This is a genomic window from Nocardia concava NBRC 100430 (assembly GCF_000308815.1).
Taxonomy (GTDB): Bacteria; Actinomycetota; Actinomycetes; order Mycobacteriales; family Mycobacteriaceae; genus Nocardia; species Nocardia concava.
In genome coordinates, this window is the sequence record NZ_BAFX01000138.1 from 45,739 (window position 1) to 65,022 (window position 19,284).

23 protein-coding genes are annotated in these 19,284 nt (G+C 68.5%); 3 read left to right on the plus strand and 20 right to left on the minus strand.

Going from position 1 to position 19,284, the window contains the following annotated elements:
* Nucleotides 1-200: 200 nt before the first annotated feature.
* Entirely contained in the window at nt 201-1,538 is a 1,338-nt protein-coding gene (gene hemL, locus ON43_RS32215; RefSeq protein WP_051179531.1) for a glutamate-1-semialdehyde 2,1-aminomutase, read from the minus strand.
* A 347-nt stretch (nt 1,539-1,885) separates the two neighbouring features.
* Between hemL and ON43_RS32220 the strand changes: the two genes are divergently transcribed.
* Nucleotides 1,886-2,269: a hypothetical protein gene (locus ON43_RS32220; RefSeq protein WP_040813593.1), complete on the plus strand. Its 384-nt coding sequence runs from the start codon at nt 1,886-1,888 to the stop codon at nt 2,267-2,269.
* Between the two features lie 74 nt (nt 2,270-2,343).
* Here the strand turns inward: ON43_RS32220 and ON43_RS32225 are convergent, their stop codons facing one another.
* The 5 genes from ON43_RS32225 to hemB all read right to left on the minus strand — a co-directional run bounded on the left by ON43_RS32225 (nt 2,344) and on the right by hemB (nt 5,224).
* A complete protein-coding gene (locus tag ON43_RS32225; protein WP_157514263.1) occupies nt 2,344-2,568 on the minus strand; it encodes a hypothetical protein in 225 nt (74 codons plus the stop codon).
* A gap of 114 nt (nt 2,569-2,682) precedes the next feature.
* Nucleotides 2,683-2,919 (minus strand): hypothetical protein, encoded by a 237-nt coding sequence (locus tag ON43_RS32230; protein ID WP_040813597.1) that lies wholly within the window; start codon nt 2,917-2,919, stop codon nt 2,683-2,685.
* Nucleotides 2,919-3,434 carry a transport-regulating membrane protein Mce1N gene (mce1N, locus tag ON43_RS32235; protein ID WP_040813599.1) on the minus strand — a complete coding sequence of 172 codons (516 nt, stop codon included), beginning with the start codon at nt 3,432-3,434 and terminating at the stop codon, nt 2,919-2,921. Before mce1N ends, ON43_RS32230 begins: the two co-directional genes overlap by 1 nt.
* Before the next feature lie 278 nt (nt 3,435-3,712).
* Nucleotides 3,713-4,216 carry a hypothetical protein gene (locus ON43_RS32240; protein WP_040813640.1) on the minus strand — a complete coding sequence of 168 codons (504 nt, stop codon included), beginning with the start codon at nt 4,214-4,216 and terminating at the stop codon, nt 3,713-3,715.
* Nucleotides 4,217-4,246: 30 nt separating this feature from the next.
* Complete coding sequence (hemB, locus tag ON43_RS32245; protein WP_040813600.1) at nt 4,247-5,224, minus strand: porphobilinogen synthase; 978 nt, start codon at nt 5,222-5,224, stop codon at nt 4,247-4,249.
* A 144-nt stretch (nt 5,225-5,368) separates the two neighbouring features.
* On the opposite strand from hemB, the gene ON43_RS32250 reads away from it, so the two are divergent.
* Nucleotides 5,369-5,686, plus strand: coding sequence for a hypothetical protein (locus ON43_RS32250; RefSeq protein WP_245568841.1), 318 nt, complete (start codon nt 5,369-5,371; stop codon nt 5,684-5,686).
* An 85-nt stretch (nt 5,687-5,771) separates the two neighbouring features.
* On the opposite strand, the gene ON43_RS32255 is transcribed toward ON43_RS32250, so the two are convergent.
* The 6 genes from ON43_RS32255 to ON43_RS32280 form a co-directional block, all read right to left on the minus strand.
* On the minus strand, nt 5,772-6,011 hold the full coding sequence (locus ON43_RS32255; RefSeq protein ID WP_157514264.1) for a hypothetical protein: 240 nt from the start codon (nt 6,009-6,011) through the stop codon (nt 5,772-5,774).
* A gap of 292 nt (nt 6,012-6,303) precedes the next feature.
* Nucleotides 6,304-7,866, minus strand: a complete 1,563-nt coding sequence (locus tag ON43_RS32260) for a bifunctional uroporphyrinogen-III C-methyltransferase/uroporphyrinogen-III synthase (protein ID WP_040813604.1) — start codon at nt 7,864-7,866, stop codon at nt 6,304-6,306.
* Complete coding sequence (gene hemC, locus ON43_RS32265) at nt 7,863-8,891, minus strand: hydroxymethylbilane synthase (protein WP_051179532.1); 1,029 nt, start codon at nt 8,889-8,891, stop codon at nt 7,863-7,865. The genes ON43_RS32260 and hemC overlap by 4 nt, the downstream gene beginning before the upstream one ends.
* An 8-nt stretch (nt 8,892-8,899) precedes the next feature.
* The gene (locus ON43_RS32270; RefSeq protein ID WP_040813606.1) at nt 8,900-10,294 is read right to left on the minus strand and encodes a glutamyl-tRNA reductase; all 1,395 of its coding nucleotides are present in this window, start codon (nt 10,292-10,294) and stop codon (nt 8,900-8,902) included.
* Nucleotides 10,291-11,055: a redox-sensing transcriptional repressor Rex gene (locus tag ON43_RS32275; RefSeq protein WP_040813608.1), complete on the minus strand. Its 765-nt coding sequence runs from the start codon at nt 11,053-11,055 to the stop codon at nt 10,291-10,293. The genes ON43_RS32270 and ON43_RS32275 overlap by 4 nt, the downstream gene beginning before the upstream one ends.
* A 329-nt stretch (nt 11,056-11,384) precedes the next feature.
* Nucleotides 11,385-11,645 (minus strand): glutaredoxin family protein, encoded by a 261-nt coding sequence (locus ON43_RS32280; protein ID WP_033087807.1) that lies wholly within the window; start codon nt 11,643-11,645, stop codon nt 11,385-11,387.
* 101 nt (nt 11,646-11,746) lie between these two features.
* On the opposite strand from ON43_RS32280, the gene ON43_RS32285 reads away from it, so the two are divergent.
* Entirely contained in the window at nt 11,747-12,793 is a 1,047-nt protein-coding gene (locus ON43_RS32285) for an HAD family hydrolase (RefSeq protein ID WP_040813611.1), read from the plus strand.
* A gap of 68 nt (nt 12,794-12,861) precedes the next feature.
* Here the strand turns inward: ON43_RS32285 and ON43_RS32290 are convergent, their stop codons facing one another.
* From ON43_RS32290 to ON43_RS45800, 8 genes are all read right to left on the minus strand, one after another.
* Nucleotides 12,862-13,887 (minus strand): lysophospholipid acyltransferase family protein, encoded by a 1,026-nt coding sequence (locus tag ON43_RS32290; protein WP_040813612.1) that lies wholly within the window; start codon nt 13,885-13,887, stop codon nt 12,862-12,864.
* Nucleotides 13,884-14,915, minus strand: a complete 1,032-nt coding sequence (locus ON43_RS32295; RefSeq protein WP_051179539.1) for an NAD-dependent epimerase/dehydratase family protein — start codon at nt 14,913-14,915, stop codon at nt 13,884-13,886. Before ON43_RS32295 ends, ON43_RS32290 begins: the two co-directional genes overlap by 4 nt.
* A gap of 218 nt (nt 14,916-15,133) precedes the next feature.
* Nucleotides 15,134-15,235 (minus strand): 30S ribosomal protein bS22, encoded by a 102-nt coding sequence (locus ON43_RS44015; RefSeq protein ID WP_003402602.1) that lies wholly within the window; start codon nt 15,233-15,235, stop codon nt 15,134-15,136.
* A 199-nt stretch (nt 15,236-15,434) separates the two neighbouring features.
* The gene (locus ON43_RS32300) at nt 15,435-15,677 is read right to left on the minus strand and encodes a helix-turn-helix domain-containing protein (protein ID WP_040813644.1); all 243 of its coding nucleotides are present in this window, start codon (nt 15,675-15,677) and stop codon (nt 15,435-15,437) included.
* A gap of 212 nt (nt 15,678-15,889) precedes the next feature.
* The gene (gene proC / locus ON43_RS32305; protein WP_040813615.1) at nt 15,890-16,708 is read right to left on the minus strand and encodes a pyrroline-5-carboxylate reductase; all 819 of its coding nucleotides are present in this window, start codon (nt 16,706-16,708) and stop codon (nt 15,890-15,892) included.
* 27 nt (nt 16,709-16,735) lie between these two features.
* Complete coding sequence (locus tag ON43_RS32310; RefSeq protein ID WP_083913877.1) at nt 16,736-17,632, minus strand: thioesterase family protein; 897 nt, start codon at nt 17,630-17,632, stop codon at nt 16,736-16,738.
* A 102-nt stretch (nt 17,633-17,734) separates the two neighbouring features.
* Entirely contained in the window at nt 17,735-18,649 is a 915-nt protein-coding gene (locus ON43_RS32315; protein ID WP_040813616.1) for a sugar phosphate isomerase/epimerase family protein, read from the minus strand.
* A 23-nt stretch (nt 18,650-18,672) separates the two neighbouring features.
* A partial coding sequence (locus ON43_RS45800; protein WP_505779455.1) for an Rv0497 family membrane protein occupies nt 18,673-19,284 on the minus strand: 612 nt, incomplete at its 5' end.

Consider the following 19,284-nt stretch of genomic DNA (forward strand, 5'->3'; position numbering starts at 1 on the left):
GGATTCCGTTGTGGCGGTAGCGGTTTCGGCGGCGGTGGCGGTTTCCGCGGCGGCCGGGGAGACGATGATGTGCTCGCCGGTCTCGGCCAGTTCCTCTTCGGCCTGGCGGATGGAGTCCAGCAGGCGGGTGGCCTCGGCGGCGGAGAGGGGGGCCTGATGCTGGGTGGGGTCGGGTAGACCGGAGTCGGGGTGGGCGGAGCTCACGCGGCGGATCCTTCGGGGGTGGCGGCCGCCGCGGCGCGCGCGGCGGCGGGGAGGGCGGCGGCGATGCGATCGAAAGCGTTCTCGTCGAGGGCGGCCGAGACGAACCAGGCTTCGAAGGCGCTCGGCGGCGCGTAGACACCGGCGTCCAGCAGCGCGTGGAAGAAGGCTGGGAAGCGCCAGGTTTCGCTCGCCTTGGCGGCGGCGTAGTCGGTGACCGGGTTCTCGGCGAAGAACACGCTGACCATATTGCCCGCGAATTGCACGCGGTGCCCGACGCCTTCGGCGGTGAGCGCCTCGGTCATCAGCGCGCCCAGCCGCTCGGCGTTCTTGTTCAGGGTCGCGTACACCTGCTCATCGGCGGCCCGCAGCGTGGCCAGGCCCGCCGCCACCGCCACCGGATTCCCGGACAGGGTGCCCGCCTGATAGACCGGGCCCATCGGGGCCAGGTGGTTCATGATCTCGGCGCGACCGCCGAACGCGGCCGCCGGCAGGCCACCGCTCATCACCTTGCCGAAGGTGTAAAGGTCCCCTGCCACGCCGTCGAGGCCGAACCAGCCCGAGTGGCTCACCCGGAATCCGGTCATGACCTCGTCCATGATCAGCAGCGCGCCGTTCTCGGAGGTGAGCTTGCGCAGCCCCTCGTTGAATCCGGGCAGCGGCGCGACCGCGCCCATATTGCCCGCCGCGGCCTCGGTGATGACGCACGCGATCTCACCCGGATTGGCGGCGAAGGCGGCGGCCACGGCCTCGAGATCGTTGTAGGGCAGCACGATGGTGTCGCTCGCCTGCGCACCGGTGACACCCGGCGAGGTCGGCAGACCCAGCGTGGCCACGCCCGATCCGGCGTCGGCCAGCAGCGCGTCCACGTGCCCGTGGTAGCAGCCGCTGAACTTCACGATCTTGGAGCGCCCGGTGAATCCGCGCGCCAGCCGGACCGCGCTCATGGTGGCCTCGGTGCCGGAGTTCACCAGCCGCACCCGCTCGACCGGTGCGACCCGGCCCGCGATGGCCTCGGCCAGTTCGATTTCCGCCTCGGTCGGCGCGCCGAAGGACAGCCCGCCCGTGGCCGCCCGCTGCACCGCCTCGACGACCGCAGGGTGCGCGTGCCCGAGAATCATCGGACCCCACGAACACACCAGGTCCACGTACTCGTTGCCGTCGGCATCGGTCAGCGTGCAGCCGCGCGCGGACGCGATGAACCGCGGCGTGCCGCCCACTGATTTGAACGCGCGGACGGGCGAATTCACGCCACCCGGAATGACCGCCGCGGCGCGTTCGAAAAGTTGGGCCGAGACCGGGACCGACACCTGGCTCACACGCGGAGAAGAACTCACGGCACCCAGTCTCTCAGCCGCCCCGACCCGCGTCGACGACAGGGTGTAGTCGAGTGGCTTCCCCCACAGCTGTGTCAAATTGCCCTCCGCTCCGCTCCGGGCGGGTTCGCGGCGCTGGAAGTCTCGTTCTTCCCTCCCTCCGCTCCCCCGCTTCGCTCCTCCGCTCCGCTCAGTCCAGAACGAGACGCGCCGCGAACCTGGCGACGAACTCGCTGGGCGTCGAGTCACACACCGTGGACACACCGCGCAACACGCCGAAGTGGAATTCGTACAACGTTATTCGCTAGTTGATTGCCGGTGCGTAATGTCTCGACGCAGGAGGCTGCTTCGGAGAGAGGGCGAGACGGATGCGGGTCGTTCTGTTCGGGGTTGGAATCGCAGCGCTGGCGGCCGGGGCGGTGGCCGCGGGCGGCGCGGCGGCCGCGGGGGTGCCGGTCGTCCAGATCGACCAGGGCCGGGTGGGGGTGGTCCTGTCGCACGAGGAGACCGTGGCCATCGCGGATGGTCCGATACCCGCTGTGATCAGTATGTTCGTGCCGTTGAGCCGGATGGGCGCCGGACTGCAGCCGGACACCACCATCTATAAGGACGACAAGGGCGGGGTGCACGCCTCGCTGCGGCAGGTGATCATGGAGGCCGGTGATCATCCGGACGGCAGCGTGGTGGTCTTCTTCAATGCCCCGGGTTCACGCGGCGGACGAGTGCTGGATATTTACCAGAACTGGGGCTGAGACTTTTCGCGACCGAGCGAGGGGTGGCGGTGCGGTCTGCGGTCGCACCGCCACCGGCTCGATCGAACGATCCGCTACGAGAGCGGAATCCCCAGGCAGAACACCGCCCATCCGGTGGAGAACAGGCAATTCAGTTGAGGCGGTAGTAGGTCGAGCCAGGACGTGGCCACGGGCTGTGTCCGGAGATCCGGGACGGTATCGACGGGAGCGGCGGCCACCGGGCCCGCCGCCACAGCGCCGACCACACCCGCGGCCAGCACCGCGGTGGCGATGCGTTTCACGAGATCAGTGCGCTTCATGACCATCATGTTCCGCGCGTACCCGGGGCCTTCCAAGGCAAACTCCGACTTCGCACCCCCTGCGCACGGTGTGTCGGCCCGACTCGCGGTAAGAAACTTCGGGCGCGGGAAGGATCAGCGCGCTCGCCGGAGGGCCCGGGCCAGCACATCGATGAACAGCAGGCCGGCCCCGATCACGAAGACCGCGGACGCGGCCAGCCACGGCCCCGCATACCGGGTGGCGCTGAACACCGGCGCCTCTCCCTGCGCCCGGAATACCGTGGTCTGAATGCCGTTGCGCCAGCACCACACCGCCGCCACCACCAGAATCGGCACGAGCACGAATTCGGCGAACACGGTCAGCCACCGCATCACTGCGCCTCCTTCTTCCCCTCGACCGTCCCACCGTTCAACCGCTCCAGCGCGGCCGTCAGCTCGGCCCGCAACGTGAAGTGGTCACGCGCCCACGCCTGTACGAGCCGCCCGTCCTTCAGTTTGAGCCCGATTCCCTTGCGCCGCCGCGGCACTCCGGACAGCTCACCGAGCGCCCGCGCCGACTGCCAGTCCTCATAATCCCAGGATTCCTCGTCATCCTCCGGCAACACCTCGGCGATGTCGCCCAGCGGCACCACCTCGGTGCCCTCGCGCAGCTGTTCCGGAGTCAGTTCGACGCTGATGTGGCGCTTGCCCGCGACCACCTGCAACCAGACGAAGCCGGCCAGCAGCAGCGCGCAGAAGGCCAGCCCGAACCAGTGGATGTCACCGCCGCGGATCAGCTCGATGACCAGGATGATCGCGCACAGCGCGGGCCCGTAGGCAATGGTCCGCCAGCGCGCGCCGGGTTCGGAGAACAGCACGGCCCCGGGGGCGTCGATGGACTCACTCATGGGTCGAGCGTAAGGATCGCGGAATCGCTCAGCGGGCCAGGCCCGGAATCAGCAGCACGGCGAGGGTGAGCAGTCCGAAGAGGAACAGCAGACTCAGCACCAACACATCGCGCCGCAGGCTGTGCGGCTGCTGGATCACCACTCGCATCGTTGCCTCCGCCTTCCCGGGGCCGAGACACGCCATAGCACAACGTATGACGATCGGCTTCCGGTTCCCGAAATCCCTGTGACTGCCCTCACCATACCCGTTAGTACGCCCGTAACAAACTCGGGAGTACCTACTGCGGCGGCGGGCGGAAGAACGCCTCGGATTCGCTTCGGTAGCACAGGAATACGGCTCCGCCCGCGAGCACCGCCTGCACGATCCCGGCGCCGCCCGCGACCAGCGCGGCCACGCCTTCCTTGGCCCCGAATCCGAACAGGGTGCCCGCCGCGCCCAGCACCAGGAAGACGCCGAATCCGGTGAGAAGCGCTCGCGCCCAGTTCTTTCCGCGCCCCAGCTGGTACACCACGGCCACCGCGGCCCCGGTGAGCACCAGCCAGAACAGCGCGACCAGCACGAACACGATCAGCATCCAGCCCTGCACCTGCGCCAGCGTGACACCCGCCTGCTTGTCCTTGACCTGGTCGAACATCTGCTGCGCCAGCTCGTGCCGCTGCCCGAACTGCGCGATCAGCGAGGCGATCAACTGCACGAGGCCGACGCCCAGTGCGGCGTACCAGAGTTGGCAGGCGGTGCGGACGTCTTCCGGCGACGGGCGCGAAACAGCCGGGGGGACCATCGGATTCACGAAGCGACTACTCGGTTCCGCTCACCGCAGCCAGTGCGCGGCCTCGGTGGCCCAGTAGGTGAGCACCATGTCCGCGCCCGCGCGCCGAATGCCGAGCAGCGATTCCAGCACCGCGCCCTTGCGATCGATCCAGCCGTTCTGGGCAGCCGCGGTGATCATCGCGTACTCGCCGGAGATCTGATACGCCGCCACCGGCACCGTCGAGCGATCCGCGACCTCGCGCAGAATGTCCAGGTAGGACATGGCGGGCTTCACCATGACGATGTCCGCGCCCTCGAGCAGATCCAGCTCCAGTTCGCGGATCGCCTCGCGGCGGTTGGCCGGATCCTGCTGGTAGGTACGGCGATCGCCCTGCAACGAGGACCCGACGGCCTCGCGGAACGGGCCGTAGAACGCGGAGGCGTACTTCGCGGCGTAGGCCAGGATGCCGGTGTCGGCGTACCCGGCGGCGTCGAGACCCTCGCGGATCGCGCCCACCTGGCCGTCCATCATGCCGCTGGTGCCGAGCAGGTCCGCGCCGGTTTCGGCCTGCGCCAGCGCCATTTCGACGTAGCGGGTCAGGGTGGCGTCATTGTCGACCGCACCGTCGGCGTCCAGCACGCCGCAGTGGCCGTGATCGGTGAACTCGTCGAGGCAGGTGTCGGCCATGACCACGGTCGAATCGCCGACCTCGTGCACCAGCGCGCGCAGCCCGCGGTTCAGGATGCCGTCCGGATCGCTGGCCCCGCTGCCCTGCGCGTCCTTGTCCTCGGCCTTGGGCACGCCGAACAGCATGAGCCCGCCGACGCCCGCGGCCACGGCCTCGACCGCGGCCTTGCGCAGCGAATCCATGGTGTGCTGGTAAACGCCTGGCATGGAAGAGATCTCGCGCGGCTCATCGAGGCCGTCGGCGACGAACATGGGCAGGATCAGGTGCCGCGGCTCCAGGCTGGTCTCGGCGACGAGCCGACGCATGGCGGGAGTGCGGCGCAACCGCCGAGGGCGGTCCATTCCGGTCATGCACGCATGATATGCCCGCCTCGCGGTCCGGGTGCGCGCGCCTCCGCGGGGTTGCCGGGTGAGATCTTGAAAGACATTGTGAGCAGCGGATTTTGTCGGTGGTCCCGAGTAGAATCGAAGATACGTTCGATGGAGGGAGTCGCCGTGCTCGCAGCCGTAACCAGCATGTCCGACAAGAGGAACCAAGCCGCGGTGCCGAAGAAGGGGGACGTGATCGATCACGCGTGGATGCCGCTGGCCAAGCAGCCGCTACCCGCGGGTCGTCCGCGCTCGTGGTACATCTCGCACAATCGCCGGTTGAAGGCGATGCGCCTGGCCATCGCGTTGCTGGACTCGGGCTCTTTCAGCCCGGATCAGGCGACGAACGAAACCATCCGGGAGACAGCCGAAGTCATCGGCGTGCACTGGCCCTCGGACGCCACCTGCCGCATGGTCCGTCGCCTGATGGCGGCCCAGCGCTGACACGACGGAGGCCCTCCGACGAACGCGCAAGTGAGCGTCGGAGAGCCTCCACCGCACGGCGCGGGCGCCGGGATCAGCGTGTGCGCTAGAAGCTGAGGCAGCCGGTCTGGTTCGTTCCCGGCGTGCCCGGATTGCTCGACCCGGCACTGAAGCACCTCAGCAGCGTGTTCAGGATGGCGGCGGACCCGGTCTCGGGGTACTGGCCGACAACCGGCGCGGCAACCGGGCCCTGCTCCGAAACCTGCGCGGACGCGGCCGCCGGAGACCAGACCGCGCCGAGCGCGATCGCACCCATCGCGAGCATGCCGATTGCCGAGCGCTTCATGGACATTCACCTTTCGAAGATCGAATACTGAACGCAGCCTATGCATTTCGCAGGGTGTTGAAACGACGACAGTTCCAACGACAACAGTTCCATGGGCATCCGTCCAGCGAACGAGACCTCCAGACGTTGCCGCGGTCCATACCGGAGCGGCAATGACCGGACGCCGGGCACAGTCGGGGTGGCGTCCGGAGCCGGTTCCGAGGCATACCCTGCACCGCCTCGGACACCGCGAAAACGCAATCGGCCCCGCATCATTGGATGCGGGGCCGATTGTCGGTCAGGACGCCGAAGCTCAGCGGCTGCGGCGGCTCTTCTTGCGCGGCGGGGGCAGCAGGCCCTCGGCGCGCAGGTGGGCGGCGTGCTCGGCGAGCGCCTCGACGAGCGGACCCACCTGGGCGATCTCGGGCTGCACGTCGACGCGCAGGCCGAATTCGATGGCCGTCTCGGCGGTCTTCGGGCCGATGCACGCCACGATGGTGCGCGCGTGCGGCTTGCCCGCGATGCCGACCAGGTTGCGGACCGTGGAGGACGAGGTGAACAGGACCGCGTCGAATCCGCCGGTCTTGATCATCTCGCGGGTCTCCGCGGGCGGCGGGGAGGCGCGCACGGTGCGGTAGGCGGTGACGTCGTCGATCTCCCAGCCGCGGTCGCGCAGGCCCTCGGCGAGGGTCTCGGTGGCGATGTCCGCGCGCGGCAGCAGCACCCGGTTGACCGGGTCGAAAACGTCGTCGTAGGGCGGGAAGTCGGCCAGCAGGCCCTCGGAGGACTGCTCACCCGACGGCACCAGCTCCGGATTGATGCCGAAGGAGCGCACCTTCTCCGCGGTGGCCTCGCCGACGCAGGCGATCTTGACGCCGCTGAAAGCGCGGGCGTCCAAACCGAATTCGCCGAACTTCTCCCACACCGCGCGCACCGCGTTGGTGGAGGTGAACACCACCCACTGGTAGCGGCCGTCGACCAGGCCCTTGACCGCGCGCTCCATCTGCGCGGGACTCCGCGGCGGCTCGACCGCGATGGTCGGCACCTCCATCGGAATCGCGCCGTGGTTGACGAGCTTTTCGCTCATCTCGCCGGCCTGCTCCTTGGTGCGCGGCACCAGGACGGTCCAGCCGTACAGCGCCCGCGACTCCCACCAGGAGGTCTTGCTGCGCTTCTCCACTTCCTTGCCGACCGTGACCACCAGCGGCCCGACCAGTTCGGAGGCGGCATTGTTCAGCGTCGCCAGCGTGGCGTCGATGGTGCGCTGCTGCCGGGTGGTGCCGCGCACGGTCACCGCGACCGGGGTCTGCGGCGCCATGCCGTGTTCCACCAGCGCCGAAGCGGTCTCGGCCAGATGCCCGGAGGTGGCGTGCAGCACCAGCGGACCCGGCGCGGCCGCCACGGCCGCCCAGTCCACCTCGCCGCGCACATCCACCTCGGTGTGGCTGGAGCCCAGTTCGATGCCCGCGTAGGCGGGCACGGTGGCGCCGGCCGAAAGGCCCGGCAGCACCTCGAAGTTCAGATGCGAGCGGGTGACGGCGTTGATCTCCTGGATGACCGAATCGGTGGTCATCGGATCGCCGGACACCAGGCGCACCACGTCGAACCCGTTGCGGGCCTCCGCGATCAGGGTCTTGGCCACCTCGGCGGCGTCACCCAGGGCGGGGCGCACGTCCACGGGCAGGGTCCCGTCCGGGTTCTCCTCGACCTCGGTGCCGATCAGGGCGAGCACGCCCTTGTCGACATCGGGATCGGTGAACGCCAGCGTCGCCCGGCCGAGCACCTCGCGGGCACGCACGGTGAGCAGCGCGGGATCGCCGGGCCCTGACCCCACGAAAAGGATCCGACCGGGATTCTTCTTCGTCACTCGGCTCATCGTTGGTTCTCCATTGGGCTGGGATTGCTGTCGTCGGTGAGCTCAGCGGATTCCTCTGTGACGCTGAGCAGTTCGCGCGCCCCCAGCTCCAAGAGCTCGCGCGCCAGTGCGCGACCCAGTTCCGCGGCATCCGCCACCGGGCCGACCACTGAAGCCCGGATCACGTCCGAGCCGTCGATCGCCGCCGCGCAGGCGCGCAGCGACAACTCCTCCACCACCCGGCCGTCGTCGTCGAGTGATTCGACGACCTCGGCCAGCGCACCGATCGGTGCGGTACAGCCGGCCTCCAGTTCGGCCAGCAACGCCCGCTCCGCGGTGATGGCGGCACGGGTGCCGGCATCGTCGAGGGCGGACAGGATGGTCACGAGATCGGTGTCCTCGCTGCGGCATTCGACCGCCAGCGCGCCCTGGGCCGGTGCGGGCAGCATCTGCACCGGTTCGAGCGATTCGGTGACGGCGTCGAGGCGGTCGATGCGGGCCAGCCCGGCCCGCGCCACCACGACGGCATCCAGATCACCGTTGACAACCTTGGAAATCCGAGTGTCGAGATTGCCGCGCAGCGGCACGATCTCGATGCCGAGACCCAGCGCCTTCAGCTGCGCCGAGCGGCGCGGCGCCGAGGTGCCGACCCTCGCGCCCGCGGGCAGCTCGCCCAGCACCAGGCCGTCGCGCGCGACCAGCGCGTCGCGCGGATCCTGGCGGGGCGGAATGGCCGCGATATCGAACAGCGGGTCCTGCGCGGTCGGCAGATCCTTGTACGAGTGCACCGCGATATCGACGGTGCCCGCGGCCAATTCCTCGCGCAGCGCGGCGGTGAAGACGCCGACACCGATCTTCTGCACGGGATCGGTGGCGTTCTGGTCACCGGCGGTCTTCACGATGACCAGCTCGGCCTGCTGACCGTTGGCGATCAGGGCGTCGCGCACGTGCCCGGCCTGGGTGAGCGCCAGCAGACTGCCGCGGGTTCCGATGCGCCAGGGCGCCTCGGCTGTCCCGCGGACTGTTGTGTCGTTCTCGTGCACCATAGCTCCGGTCATGCGGTGTGCCCCTGTTCGTCCCCCGGGTGGGCGGCGGTGAAATCGTCGGCCAGTTCGCCCTGCAGGGCGGAGATCTCCATCGGCGCGGCAACCGCTTGTGCCGCACCGGGTTTGAGCTCGAACAGCTCGCGTAGCGCCTCGGCGTAGCTGTCGCCGCCGGGTGTGGAGGCCAGCTGTTTGACCCGCACGGTCGGCGCGTGCAGCAGTTTGTCGACCACCCGTCGCACGGTACGGGCGACTTCCTCGCGTTCGCCCGATTCCAGTCCCGGTAGTCGGGAGTCCAGGCGTAGCAGCTCGGCCTCCACCACATCGGCGGCCATCTGGCGCAGCGCGGCCACGGTCGGGGTGACCTCGGCCATGCGCTGTCCGGCAAGGTATTTGGTGAGCTCGTCGGCCACGATGCCGCGGGCGGCGGCGGTGTCGTCGGCGGCCGCGCCGGCCAGCGGATCGCGCTGCAGCGTCTCCATGTCGATGACGGTCACACCCGGCAGCCCGGCCACCGCGTGGTCCACATCGCGGGGCAGGCCCAGATCGCAGATGACCAGTTCGCGGCCGGACAGCGCGCCCTTGGCCGAGAGTGCGCGATGCACATCGGCGAGCGTCACCACGGTGCCGACCGCGCCGGTACAGGTGACCACCACATCCGCGGCGGCCATGGCCTCGGTGAGCCGGTCCATCTCGATGGCCTCGGCCTCGACGCCGTGCATGGTGGTGGCCGTATTGGCCAGGCGCTGCGCCTTTTCCAGCGTCCGGTTCACCACGATGACCTTCGCGGCCCCGCCGCGCGCCAGCTGCGCCACCGCGAGCCCGCCCATGGCGCCCGCGCCCAGCACCAGCGCGGTGCGCCCGGCCAGCGGACCCTGCACGGCGGCAGCGCGATCCAGCGCCACCGATACGACGGACGCGCCCGCGCGGTCGATCCCGGTCTCGGAGTGCACCCGCTTGCCGACCCGCAGCGCGTGCTGGGCCAGCTCGTGCAGGGTGCGGCCGGAGGCCTGCTGCGCGTCGGAGGCGGCGTAAGCGGCGCGGATCTGGCTCAGGATCTGCTGCTCGCCGACCACCATCGAATCCAGGCCCGAGGCCACCGCGAACAGGTGCTCGGCCGCGGCCTCCGCGTAGCGCACGTACGCGTGCTTGGTGAGCTCCGGCAGCGGCAGACCCGAATGCCGGGTGAGCAATTCACCGATCTCGCCCAGCGCCGGGTGGAAGGCGTCGACGACCGCGTAGACCTCGATGCGGTTGCAGGTGGAGACGATCATCGCCTCGGAGACGTGGCTGGAGGCCAGCATCTTGTCGGTCAGCTTGGGCCGGTCGGTCTCGGTGATGGCGATCTTCTCGAGCACCGAAACCGGTGCGCTGCGATGCGAGATCCCGACGAGAAGCACACTCATGGCTGGACCACCGCTCCCTTGCTGGTTGTCAGCGGCACCCGGGGCATCAGGCTCCCGGCCGCCACGCTCATCGCTTCCTCAGCGGCCGATTCCGCGTTGCGGGCCCGCTCGAACGACAGCAACTGCATCTCCACCGCGAGATCCACCCGCCGTACCTCCACCGTGGCCGGCGCGTCCAGCGCCAGGGCCGAGAAGCTCAGAATGCACTGCATGCCCGCGTCCACCAGCAGATCGCACACGCCCTGCGCGGCCATGTCGGGCACGGTGATGACGGCGATGGTGGGCTCCAGAGTGGCCACCGCATCGGTCAATTCGGCCACATCGCGAACGACCAGTCCGCACACCACGGTCCCGATCACCGCCGGATCGTTGTCGAACAGCCCGACCATGGCGAAACCGCGGCGGCGGAAACCGCCGTAGCCGACCAGCGCCCGGCCCAGATGACCCGCGCCGACCAGCACCACCCGGTGCCCCTCGGACAGCCCGAGCACATCCTCGATGCGGTCGCGCAGCTTGATCACGTCATAACCGACACCGCGAACACCATTGGGCCCGAGGAACGAAAGATCCTTGCGCAACTTCGCCGAACCGACACCCGCCGCGACAGCCAGTTCCTCACTCGATACGATGGCTACACCGTCGTCGGCGAGTACGGCGAGCACTCGGAGATAGGTGGCCAGCCGGGCCACCGTGGCCTGCGGGATGTCCTTCTGCAGAGCCTTGGAGACGCCACTCGGCGGCGTCTCGTGCTGCTCTGTCACGTCGCTTGCGCTCCTCGTCCGGCCGGGGGTGAGTGTCCGGGTTCTTTTGTCGACCCGACGCCGGGAGACCGTCGCGGTCCTTGCAGGCGAGGTCGAGTCAGGTTCAGGGGGTCGCTTCCGCTGAACGCGGGTTGCGTGCCACCACCGTAACCGCTTGTGAAGCCCTGCACAAAGTCGGTGAATTCAGTCACTTTGCGGCGGGCTCCGGCCCCGCGTTCATTCAACCCTCATCAGCGCGAACCCGCCACGGGACACACCGGACAGGACGGGTTCGAGGGGATCCGGGTTCGCGACCCGCTTCGCGACCCTCGAATTGCCCCTATCGCGCCCTATTTCGCGAGGTCGGCGCGCAGGCGGGGTTCGTCGACGTCGAAATAGCTGTGCTCGCGGCCGTCCAGCAGCACCACCGGCAGCCGGTCCCCGTATTCGGCGCGCAGGCCCGGATCGGTGGCGGCCGCCTCGTCCACGTCCACGGTCGCGACCTCGATGCCGAACTCGGCGCAGATCGGCCGCAATTGTTCGAGTGCCGTATGGCACAGCCCGCAGCCGTTGCGGGTCAACAGAGTCACAGCATGTGGCGAATCGCTCATAGCCACCATCTAACAACTTCCCGTTATGTCGATCGCCGTCTACGTTGTGGCCACCGGCGGGCGTTACTGTTGACTTGTCGCGCTAACAGGCGGAGGTACTGGTGCCGGAACGTTCGAAAGAGCAGGGGACGAGCTTCATCGCGGGACGCTTCGGTGAATTCCCGGCGCGCTGGGGTCAGGGCCTGCAGGATCTGCAGGATCAGTTCACCCGCATCACGCGCAGCCCCTTCGGTCCCAGCGAGGAAGAGGTCCGCGCCAACCTGGCCGGTGAGGCCAGCGCCGATGCCGCCATCGCCCTGCACGATGCCGAGCTCGCGCTGCAGGCGCAGGGCGACGAGGACGACGAGACGCCGACCCCCTCGGTCCCCCGCGACCTGACCGCCGCGGCCTTCTTCGATGTCGACAACACCATGGTGCAGGGCGCGTCCATCGTGCACTTCGCCCGCGGGCTGGCCGCGCGCAAATACTTCAAGACCTCCGACCTGGTCGATATGGCCTGGAAGCAGGTCAAATTCCGGGTGACCGGCAAGGAGAGCCACTCGGATATGGCCTCCGGCAAGGAGAAAGCGCTCTCCTTCATCGCGGGCCGCCCCACCGCCGAACTCGCCGCCCTCGGCGAGGAGATCTACGACGAGATCATCGCCGACAAGATCTGGCCGGGGACGCGGGCGCTGGCGCAGATGCACCTGGACGCGGGCCAGCAGGTGTGGCTGGTGACCGCGACGCCGGTGGAGCTGGCGCAGGTGATCGCCAAGCGGCTGGGCCTGACCGGCGCGCTGGGCACGGTCGCCGAGAGCGAGGACGGCATCTTCACCGGCCGCCTCGTCGGCGACATCCTGCACGGACTGGGCAAGGCGCACGCGGTGCGCACCCTGGCCATCCGCGAGGGCCTGAACCTCAAGCGCTGCACCGCCTATTCCGACAGCCACAATGACGTGCCCATGCTCTCGCTGGTCGGCACCGCGGTGGCCATCAATCCGGACGCGGATCTGCGCGAGGTCGCCAAGAACCGAGGCTGGGAGATCCGCGACTTCCGCACCGGCCGCAAGGCCGCGAAAGTCGGTGTGCCCACGGCCATCGCGCTCGGCGCGGCGGGCGGCGCGGCAGCGGCGGTGCTATCCCGCAAACGGGAAGCCAAGGCGAGTTAGGCCAAGCTTGAAAAATGAACCGGCCCGGTCCAATTGGACCGGGCCGTTCGTATGTTTGTGCGAAAAATCTAGCCCGTGAACGGATTACGGCGCTTGATCAGATTCTTGTACAGGGTGCCCTGAATGGTTTCCCGGACCTGATCGGTGATTTCGAACATCGTCATCGGATCATCCGCATCCGCGGGTTCGTATCCGGCCGTCGAAATCGGCTCGCCGAATTCGACATACCACTTGGACGGGAACGGAATCGCGCCCAGCGGCCCCAGATGCGGGAACAGCGGCGTCACCGGGAAATACGGGATACCGAGCAGGCGCGCCAACGGCTTGAGATCGGCGAGCTTGGGATAGATCTCCTCCGAACCCACGATCGAGCACGGAATGATCGGCACACCCGTGCGCACCGCCGCCGAGACGAAACCGCCACGGCCGAAACGCTGCAGCTTGTACCGGTCCGAATACGGCTTGCCGATGCCCTTGTAGCCCTCGGGGAACACGCCCGCGACTTCGCCCGCGCGCAACAGCCTTTCGGCGTCGGCCGGGCAGGCCAGGGTGTGCCCGGCCTTGCGGGCCAGGCCGCCGATGATCGGCGTCTCGAAGATCAGGTCGGCCGCCAGGATGCGCAGCGCGCGCTGCTTGGGATGGCGGTCGTGCACGGCCAGCTGCAGCATCAGCCCGTCCAGCGGCACCGTGCCGGCGTGGTTGGCCACGATCAGCGCGCCGCCCACCTCGGGAATGTTCTCGATGCCCGACACCTCGACCCGGAACCACAGATCCGAGAGCGGCCGCAGCATCGGGAGGATGACCGACTCGAGCAGGTGCTCGTCCAGACCGAACTCGTCGACCTGGTAGTCGCCGGTGAGCCGACGGCGCGCGAAATCGGCGGTGTAGCGGACCCCCTCCGCCACGGACCCCCGAATCAGCTCACCCAGCGACTTGGGCTGACGCGCTTCGACTTCGGCGAGCCGATCGGTCAGCGAGGTCACCGGGGTGAGCGCGGCCGGTTCCCCCTGCGGCCACACCCGAGGCGACGGGCGGTGGTGCCGCGCCTCGAAATCCACGTCGTGAAGTCGAATCACCTTCGCTACGTCACTCATTGGTGTGCTCCCGTCCCGGCCCCGAGCAGGCCGAGAAGTTTGTTCTCTGCGGCGTCGATCCACGCGGGATCGATCACGGGCCGCAACGCTGCGCCCCCTATGAAGTCGTCGAATGCCTGCACCGTGGTCCAGCGCGGTTGGAATCCGAGTTCGGTGCGCATCCGGGTGGTGTCCAGACCGCAGCCGAAATGGAAGTAGTCGATCTGCTCGGCGGTGAACTCGCGCATCACCGGACCCATGAGAGTCCTTCCGGCGGTGCGGAATACCGCGTACGGGACCGGTAGCTCGATCCGCCCGGCCCGGCGGATGGCCTGCGACAGCGCCATGGCGCCGTCCCCGGCCACATTGAAGGTGCCACCCGGGGCGGTCATTGCCCCGTGTACCAGGGCGGCGATGCCGTCCTCCTCGTGCAGCAGCTGCATGCGCGGATCGCGCCCCAGGATCGTGGGCGTGATCGGCGAACGGAAATACTGCACACCGCGTTTGGCCAACTGCGGACCCACGATCGGCGGAAATCGCAGAATGGCCGCCGAGATATCCGGACGACGCCGCGCCAGACCGCGGACGAAACCCTCCACCTCGACCATATCGCGCGCGAACCAGCCGCGCGGCGGCGTGCGCGCGCTCATTTCCTCGGTGAATTTCACCGGATCCTTGGCGCTGCACCCGTAGACGGCGGAGGAGGAGCGCACCACCACCCGCCGCACACTGGAAGCCTTGCGGCACACCGCGAACAGCTGCATGGCGCCCAGTACGTTCATATCCTTCATGGCGGCGCGACCGCCGCCGGACGGCGGCCGCGACAGCGCGGCGGGATGCACCACCGTGTCCACCTGATTACCGTCGATCACCTTGCGGATCAACGGATTTCGAATATCGGCGCGCACGAATTCGGCGCGGCCCATGCGGCGCAGCAACTCCCGGCTGGGCTGCTTGGCGTCCACGGCGATGATGCGCTCGACGGCAGGGTCGGCCGCCAGGCGGGCCACCACATTGCCTCCGAAGAACCGGCTCGCACCGGTCACCATCACCACCTTGGGCGCCTGCCCGTCCCGGGTCCCTGCCGCACCGGATCCCACTCGCAGCCCCCATGTTTTGCTGTATCCGTTATTCCCGCGCTCCCAGAGTAACCGGCCGGTAGGGGGCATCCGAAGGGTATTAACCAGGATCTAACGATGACTTCAATCACCTGATAAATGACGAAAGCCCGCCACCGACGGTGACGGGCTTCCAGCTACGCAAGGGCTTACTTGCCGAGTTTGCGACGCTGAACACGCGTGCGGCGAAGCAGCTTGCGGTGCTTCTTCTTCGACATGCGCTTGCGGCGCTTCTTGATCACAGAACCCATAGGGTTGTTCCTCGCGTTCTCTCGGGTCATCCCCGCTGCCGCGGGGTGCACACTGTCTGACCCTGCACAGTCCCTACCCGATACGGGCCGATATGGACCCGGCGGCACCACCGGCACGTACAGGATGCCGGTCCATGCTACCGGGCCACTCTCGGGCGAACGAAACGGGTGGGGCTGATCGCCTACCCGGAGCCGCTACCTACCCCGCATCGAAGTAGGACGTCTCCAGATAGTCGTGCACCGCCTTGGCGTGCACCCGGAAGGAACGCCCCACCCGCACCGCGGGCAGCTCTCCCGAATGCACCAGCCGGTACACCGTCATTTTGGATACCCGCATCAGATTCGCGACCTCGGCGACGGTGAGGAACTGTGTACCTCCGCCGATGACCGAGCTGGCGTTGATTGGGCTGTTTCCGGACCTCGCTTGGCTGTTTCCAGACATCATTGCGCCACTGACCTCCGGCACGTCCGCGCCGCCGGCTTCCCCACCGGCGGAACAGACACGCACGTGCTCCTTGAAGCTTAGCGGGACCAGTGGGATTGCTGCGACGGGTGTGAGAAATCAGCCTTTGCTGTGGCGAGTCGGCCTTCGGCAGCAAACTAGCAACCGAGCAGTATTGGAATGCGGCGAGCGCACTCGCCGCACCTTCAACGTTAGTCCGAGACGGCGCCGAGTTCGACGGAACGGCGTTTTGCGGCGTGCAGCGCATCGTGGAAAGCCGAACGCACCGCGCCCCGCTCCAACTCCCGCAGACCCGCCGCGGTGGTGCCCGCGGGCGAGGTGACGGCGGCACGCAATTCCGGAGCAGACTGGCCCGACTCGTCGAGCAGGGCGGCCGAACCGAGCATGGTCTGCACCACCAGCTGGGTGGCCACATCGCGGGTCAGGCCCAGGCCCACCGAGGCGTCGATCATGGCCTCGACGATCAGGAAGAAGTACGCCGGGCCCGAGCCCGACACCGCGGTCACCGCGTCCAGCTGGGACTCGGTGACGGTGACGACCTTGCCCACCGACTCCAGCATCTCGGTGACCAACGTCAGCTGCTCCTTGCGGGCGTAGCGGCCGGGGGCGATCGCACTCATGCCCTGGCCCACCAGCATCGGGGTGTTGGGCATGACCCGGACCACCGGGAAACCGGCGGGCAGCCGGGACTCCATGCGGGAGGTCGGCACCCCGGCCGCCAGCGACACCAGCACCTGATCGTGGTCGTCACCGAGTTCGGCCTTGCCCAGTTCGGCGACCACGCCGTCGACGTCGTTCGGCTTGACCGCGATCACGATGAGGTCCGCGGACTTGGCGGCATCGGCGATGTCGTCGGTAGCGCGAATCCCGAACCGCTCCGCCAGCAACTCCGCACGCGTGGCAACCGGCTCCACCACGACCAGATCCTTGCTTGCCCGCCCGGCCTCCAACAGCCCGGCGATCAACGCCTCCCCGATCCGGCCTCCGCCGATTACCGCAATCCTCGTCATGGCATTAAAGGCTAGCGGTGCAGGTGATTACCTCGGCTGGGGGATCAATGCCAGCTGGCGGCTCTGGGCGACGATGGCGCCGGTGGAGTCGATGACGAGTTGGTCCTCGTCGAACATGCGGTGGCCTACCTCGCGGGAATGGGCGATGACGCGCAGCCAGCCGGGGGCCGGGCGGCGGCGCAGGTAGGTGGTCATCTGGACGGTGGGGGCCCAGCCGAAGTGGCCGAGGTTCATGGGGACCGGCGGGCTCATGTCGGCGGCCATCATGGCGAAGAAGGCGGAGACGTCGGGGTCCTGCTCGTCGCCGTCGAGGGGGCGGATCCAGAGGCGCAGGCGCGGTTCGGATTTCTCGCCCGCGAGAAAGCTCGCCCATTCGGTGTCGATGGCGACCGAGGAGCCCCGGGCGACATGGACGAGTTTGCCCATGGGGTTGCGCTCGTCGTAGGCGAGGGCGCCGGCGGAGGGTTCGGCGGGCATATCGCCGGCGTGGTCGGCCGCGTACTGCGGCGCATTGTCGTCAAGGTGGCTGAACGTGAAGGCGGTGTGCACCAGGGTGCGGCCGTTCTGGATCAGGCTCGCGTCGAGGAGGGCGATCTGGCGGCCCAGCTTGCGGGTGCGGACCTCGTACTCGACCGCGCCGGGATCGGGGGCGCCGAGGAAGTCGGTGCTCGCCGAGACGGGGAACATGGCGGCCTGCTCGGGGGCGGTGCGGCGCAGCCATTCGGTGGCGGCGGCCGCGCTGCCGGCGACGATGGTGCCGCCGTGCACCTTGGGGCCGATGGTCCAGGTCGGGTCGATCTCGCCCGCGAAACGGCCGACATCGGGAGTGTCCGAATCGAGTTCGGTCATGCGGCAGACGCGACTGAACGGCGCGTTCGCCAGCTCGCTCGCCGAATCCAAATCGACGGTCAACTCCGTTGTCATCCGCTGCTGTCCTTCCACTGTGGTTTGTACAGCGTAAACGGAGGCCGCGATCATTCCACCGGGGTGGTGGGATGAATCACCCGAACCATCGGAAAAGAAAAATCAGCCGCGGTGGGCGGCGGTCGGTTCCGGGGTCGGCGCGGGGGTGAAATTGTTCAGGTGCTCGCGGGCGAAGGTCAGGGCGCGGTTGAGCATGGCGGCGCGGGCGGAGGTGGTGCGGGCGGTCTGGGTGTTGATCTCGATGACGGCCTGGCCCTCGAAACCGTTGCGGACCAACATTTCACAGAGCTCGGCCACCGGCTGGGTGCCCTCGCCGGGGATGAGGTGCTCGTCGGTGGCGGCGCCACGGCCGTCGGCCAGGTGCAGGTGGGTGAGGCCGGAACCCATGCGGCCCGCCAGGATCAGCGGATCCATGCCCGCGGTGGCGGTGTGCGAGGTGTCGAGGGTGTAGTGCCGGAAGCCGACATCGGTGGGGTCGTAGGAGGGGCTGAAGGTAGTGATGGAGGGGCCCGGGCCGCCGCGGCGTTCCAGGCGCTGGATCGAGCTGCCGCGGAACAGCGTGTCGGCGCGCATCGGGAACATGTTCTCCACGGCCACCGCGACCGGACTCGAATTCTCCAGTTCGGCAACCTGTTTGGCGAAGCCCTCGGCGTAGCGGCGCTGCCAGCGGAAGGGCGGGTGCACCACCACGGTGGCCGCGCCCAGCGCCTCGGCGGTGTGCACGCTGCGGGTGAGCTTCGCGATCGGGTCCGACCCCCAGACCCGTTGCGAGATCAGCAGACACGGCGCGTGCACGGCCAGCACCGGCATGCCGTACTTGTGCGAGAAATGCTGCACGGTGGCGATGGACTGACTGGCCGGTTCGGCCCACACCATGAGTTCCACACCGTCGTAACCGAGTTCGGCCGCGTACCGGAACGCGGCCTCGGTGTTCTCCGGATAGACCGAGGCGGTCGAGAGGCCGACCCGGACCTCTCTGCGCCCCGCCCCGCTCTCGTTCCGTTCCCCCTGCGACATATTCCCCACTGCCCGCTCCCTGCTCAGTTCGTACTGAGTAGAAAGGCTAGCGGTCCGAGCGTCACGAAGACGCCTACGACGACGGCAATCACAGTGGAGAAAATGTCATCGGTGCGGCGCAGCACGCGCACCAGGGCGACCAGACCCAGGATCACGATCATCGCCAAGGTCAGCGCCACCCACGGCTGCATTTCCCACATGCGCTCGAAACCCTTGAACAGCAACATGCCCGCGACCGCCGCGCCCACGCTCTGCCCCGCGATCACCAGCCACTGGCGGCGATTCTCGTCCTCCTCCGAGCGGCCCTTGGACCGCGAACGGGCGGGCCGCACCGCGGTGCCGCCCTTGGCCTTGCGGCCCAGCGCACCGGCCTTCTGCGTGATCGCGGAAAGCCGTCCGCCCATGGAGGTTTCGGGCTCGTCGTCGTAATCGTCGTATTCGTCGTCGAGCGGCTCGTAGAAATCGGTGAGGTGATCGTCGGGTTCGGGCTCGGGCGCGACCGCGGTGCGGCCGCGGGAACCACCGCCGCGACGCTTGCCGTCGGCGCGCGAATTCCGCTCCGCCCGTGCGTCATCGCGGCTCTGGGCATCGCGGAGCAGATCACCGGCAACCGACTGTCCGGAGAGCAGCTGCTG

What these genes read in the sequence shown, in the direction of transcription:
- ON43_RS32230 (WP_040813597.1), bottom strand. Translation starts at nt 2,919, where the DNA reads ATGCGGTGGCTGACCGTGTTCGCCGAATTCGTGCTCGTGCCGATTCTG.
- ON43_RS32300 (WP_040813644.1), bottom strand. Translation starts at nt 15,677, where the DNA reads ATGTCTGGAAACAGCCAAGCGAGGTCCGGAAACAGCCCAATCAACGCC.
- mce1N (WP_040813599.1), bottom strand. Translation starts at nt 3,434, where the DNA reads ATGAGTGAGTCCATCGACGCCCCCGGGGCCGTGCTGTTCTCCGAACCC.
- ON43_RS32260 (WP_040813604.1), bottom strand. Translation starts at nt 7,866, where the DNA reads ATGAGCCGAGTGACGAAGAAGAATCCCGGTCGGATCCTTTTCGTGGGG.
- ON43_RS32290 (WP_040813612.1), bottom strand. Translation starts at nt 13,887, where the DNA reads ATGAGTGACGTAGCGAAGGTGATTCGACTTCACGACGTGGATTTCGAG.
- ON43_RS32220 (WP_040813593.1), top strand. Translation starts at nt 1,886, where the DNA reads ATGCGGGTCGTTCTGTTCGGGGTTGGAATCGCAGCGCTGGCGGCCGGG.
- hemC (WP_051179532.1), bottom strand. Translation starts at nt 8,891, where the DNA reads ATGGTGCACGAGAACGACACAACAGTCCGCGGGACAGCCGAGGCGCCC.
- ON43_RS32295 (WP_051179539.1), bottom strand. Translation starts at nt 14,915, where the DNA reads ATGGTGACCGGTGCGAGCCGGTTCTTCGGAGGCAATGTGGTGGCCCGC.
- ON43_RS32240 (WP_040813640.1), bottom strand. Translation starts at nt 4,216, where the DNA reads ATGGTCCCCCCGGCTGTTTCGCGCCCGTCGCCGGAAGACGTCCGCACC.
- ON43_RS32315 (WP_040813616.1), bottom strand. Translation starts at nt 18,649, where the DNA reads ATGTCGCAGGGGGAACGGAACGAGAGCGGGGCGGGGCGCAGAGAGGTC.
- proC (WP_040813615.1), bottom strand. Translation starts at nt 16,708, where the DNA reads ATGACGAGGATTGCGGTAATCGGCGGAGGCCGGATCGGGGAGGCGTTG.
- ON43_RS32270 (WP_040813606.1), bottom strand. Translation starts at nt 10,294, where the DNA reads ATGAGTGTGCTTCTCGTCGGGATCTCGCATCGCAGCGCACCGGTTTCG.
- ON43_RS32310 (WP_083913877.1), bottom strand. Translation starts at nt 17,632, where the DNA reads ATGACAACGGAGTTGACCGTCGATTTGGATTCGGCGAGCGAGCTGGCG.
- ON43_RS32280 (WP_033087807.1), bottom strand. Translation starts at nt 11,645, where the DNA reads ATGAGCGATTCGCCACATGCTGTGACTCTGTTGACCCGCAACGGCTGC.
- ON43_RS32255 (WP_157514264.1), bottom strand. Translation starts at nt 6,011, where the DNA reads ATGAAGCGCTCGGCAATCGGCATGCTCGCGATGGGTGCGATCGCGCTC.
- ON43_RS32225 (WP_157514263.1), bottom strand. Translation starts at nt 2,568, where the DNA reads ATGAAGCGCACTGATCTCGTGAAACGCATCGCCACCGCGGTGCTGGCC.
- ON43_RS44015 (WP_003402602.1), bottom strand. Translation starts at nt 15,235, where the DNA reads ATGGGTTCTGTGATCAAGAAGCGCCGCAAGCGCATGTCGAAGAAGAAG.
- hemB (WP_040813600.1), bottom strand. Translation starts at nt 5,224, where the DNA reads ATGACCGGAATGGACCGCCCTCGGCGGTTGCGCCGCACTCCCGCCATG.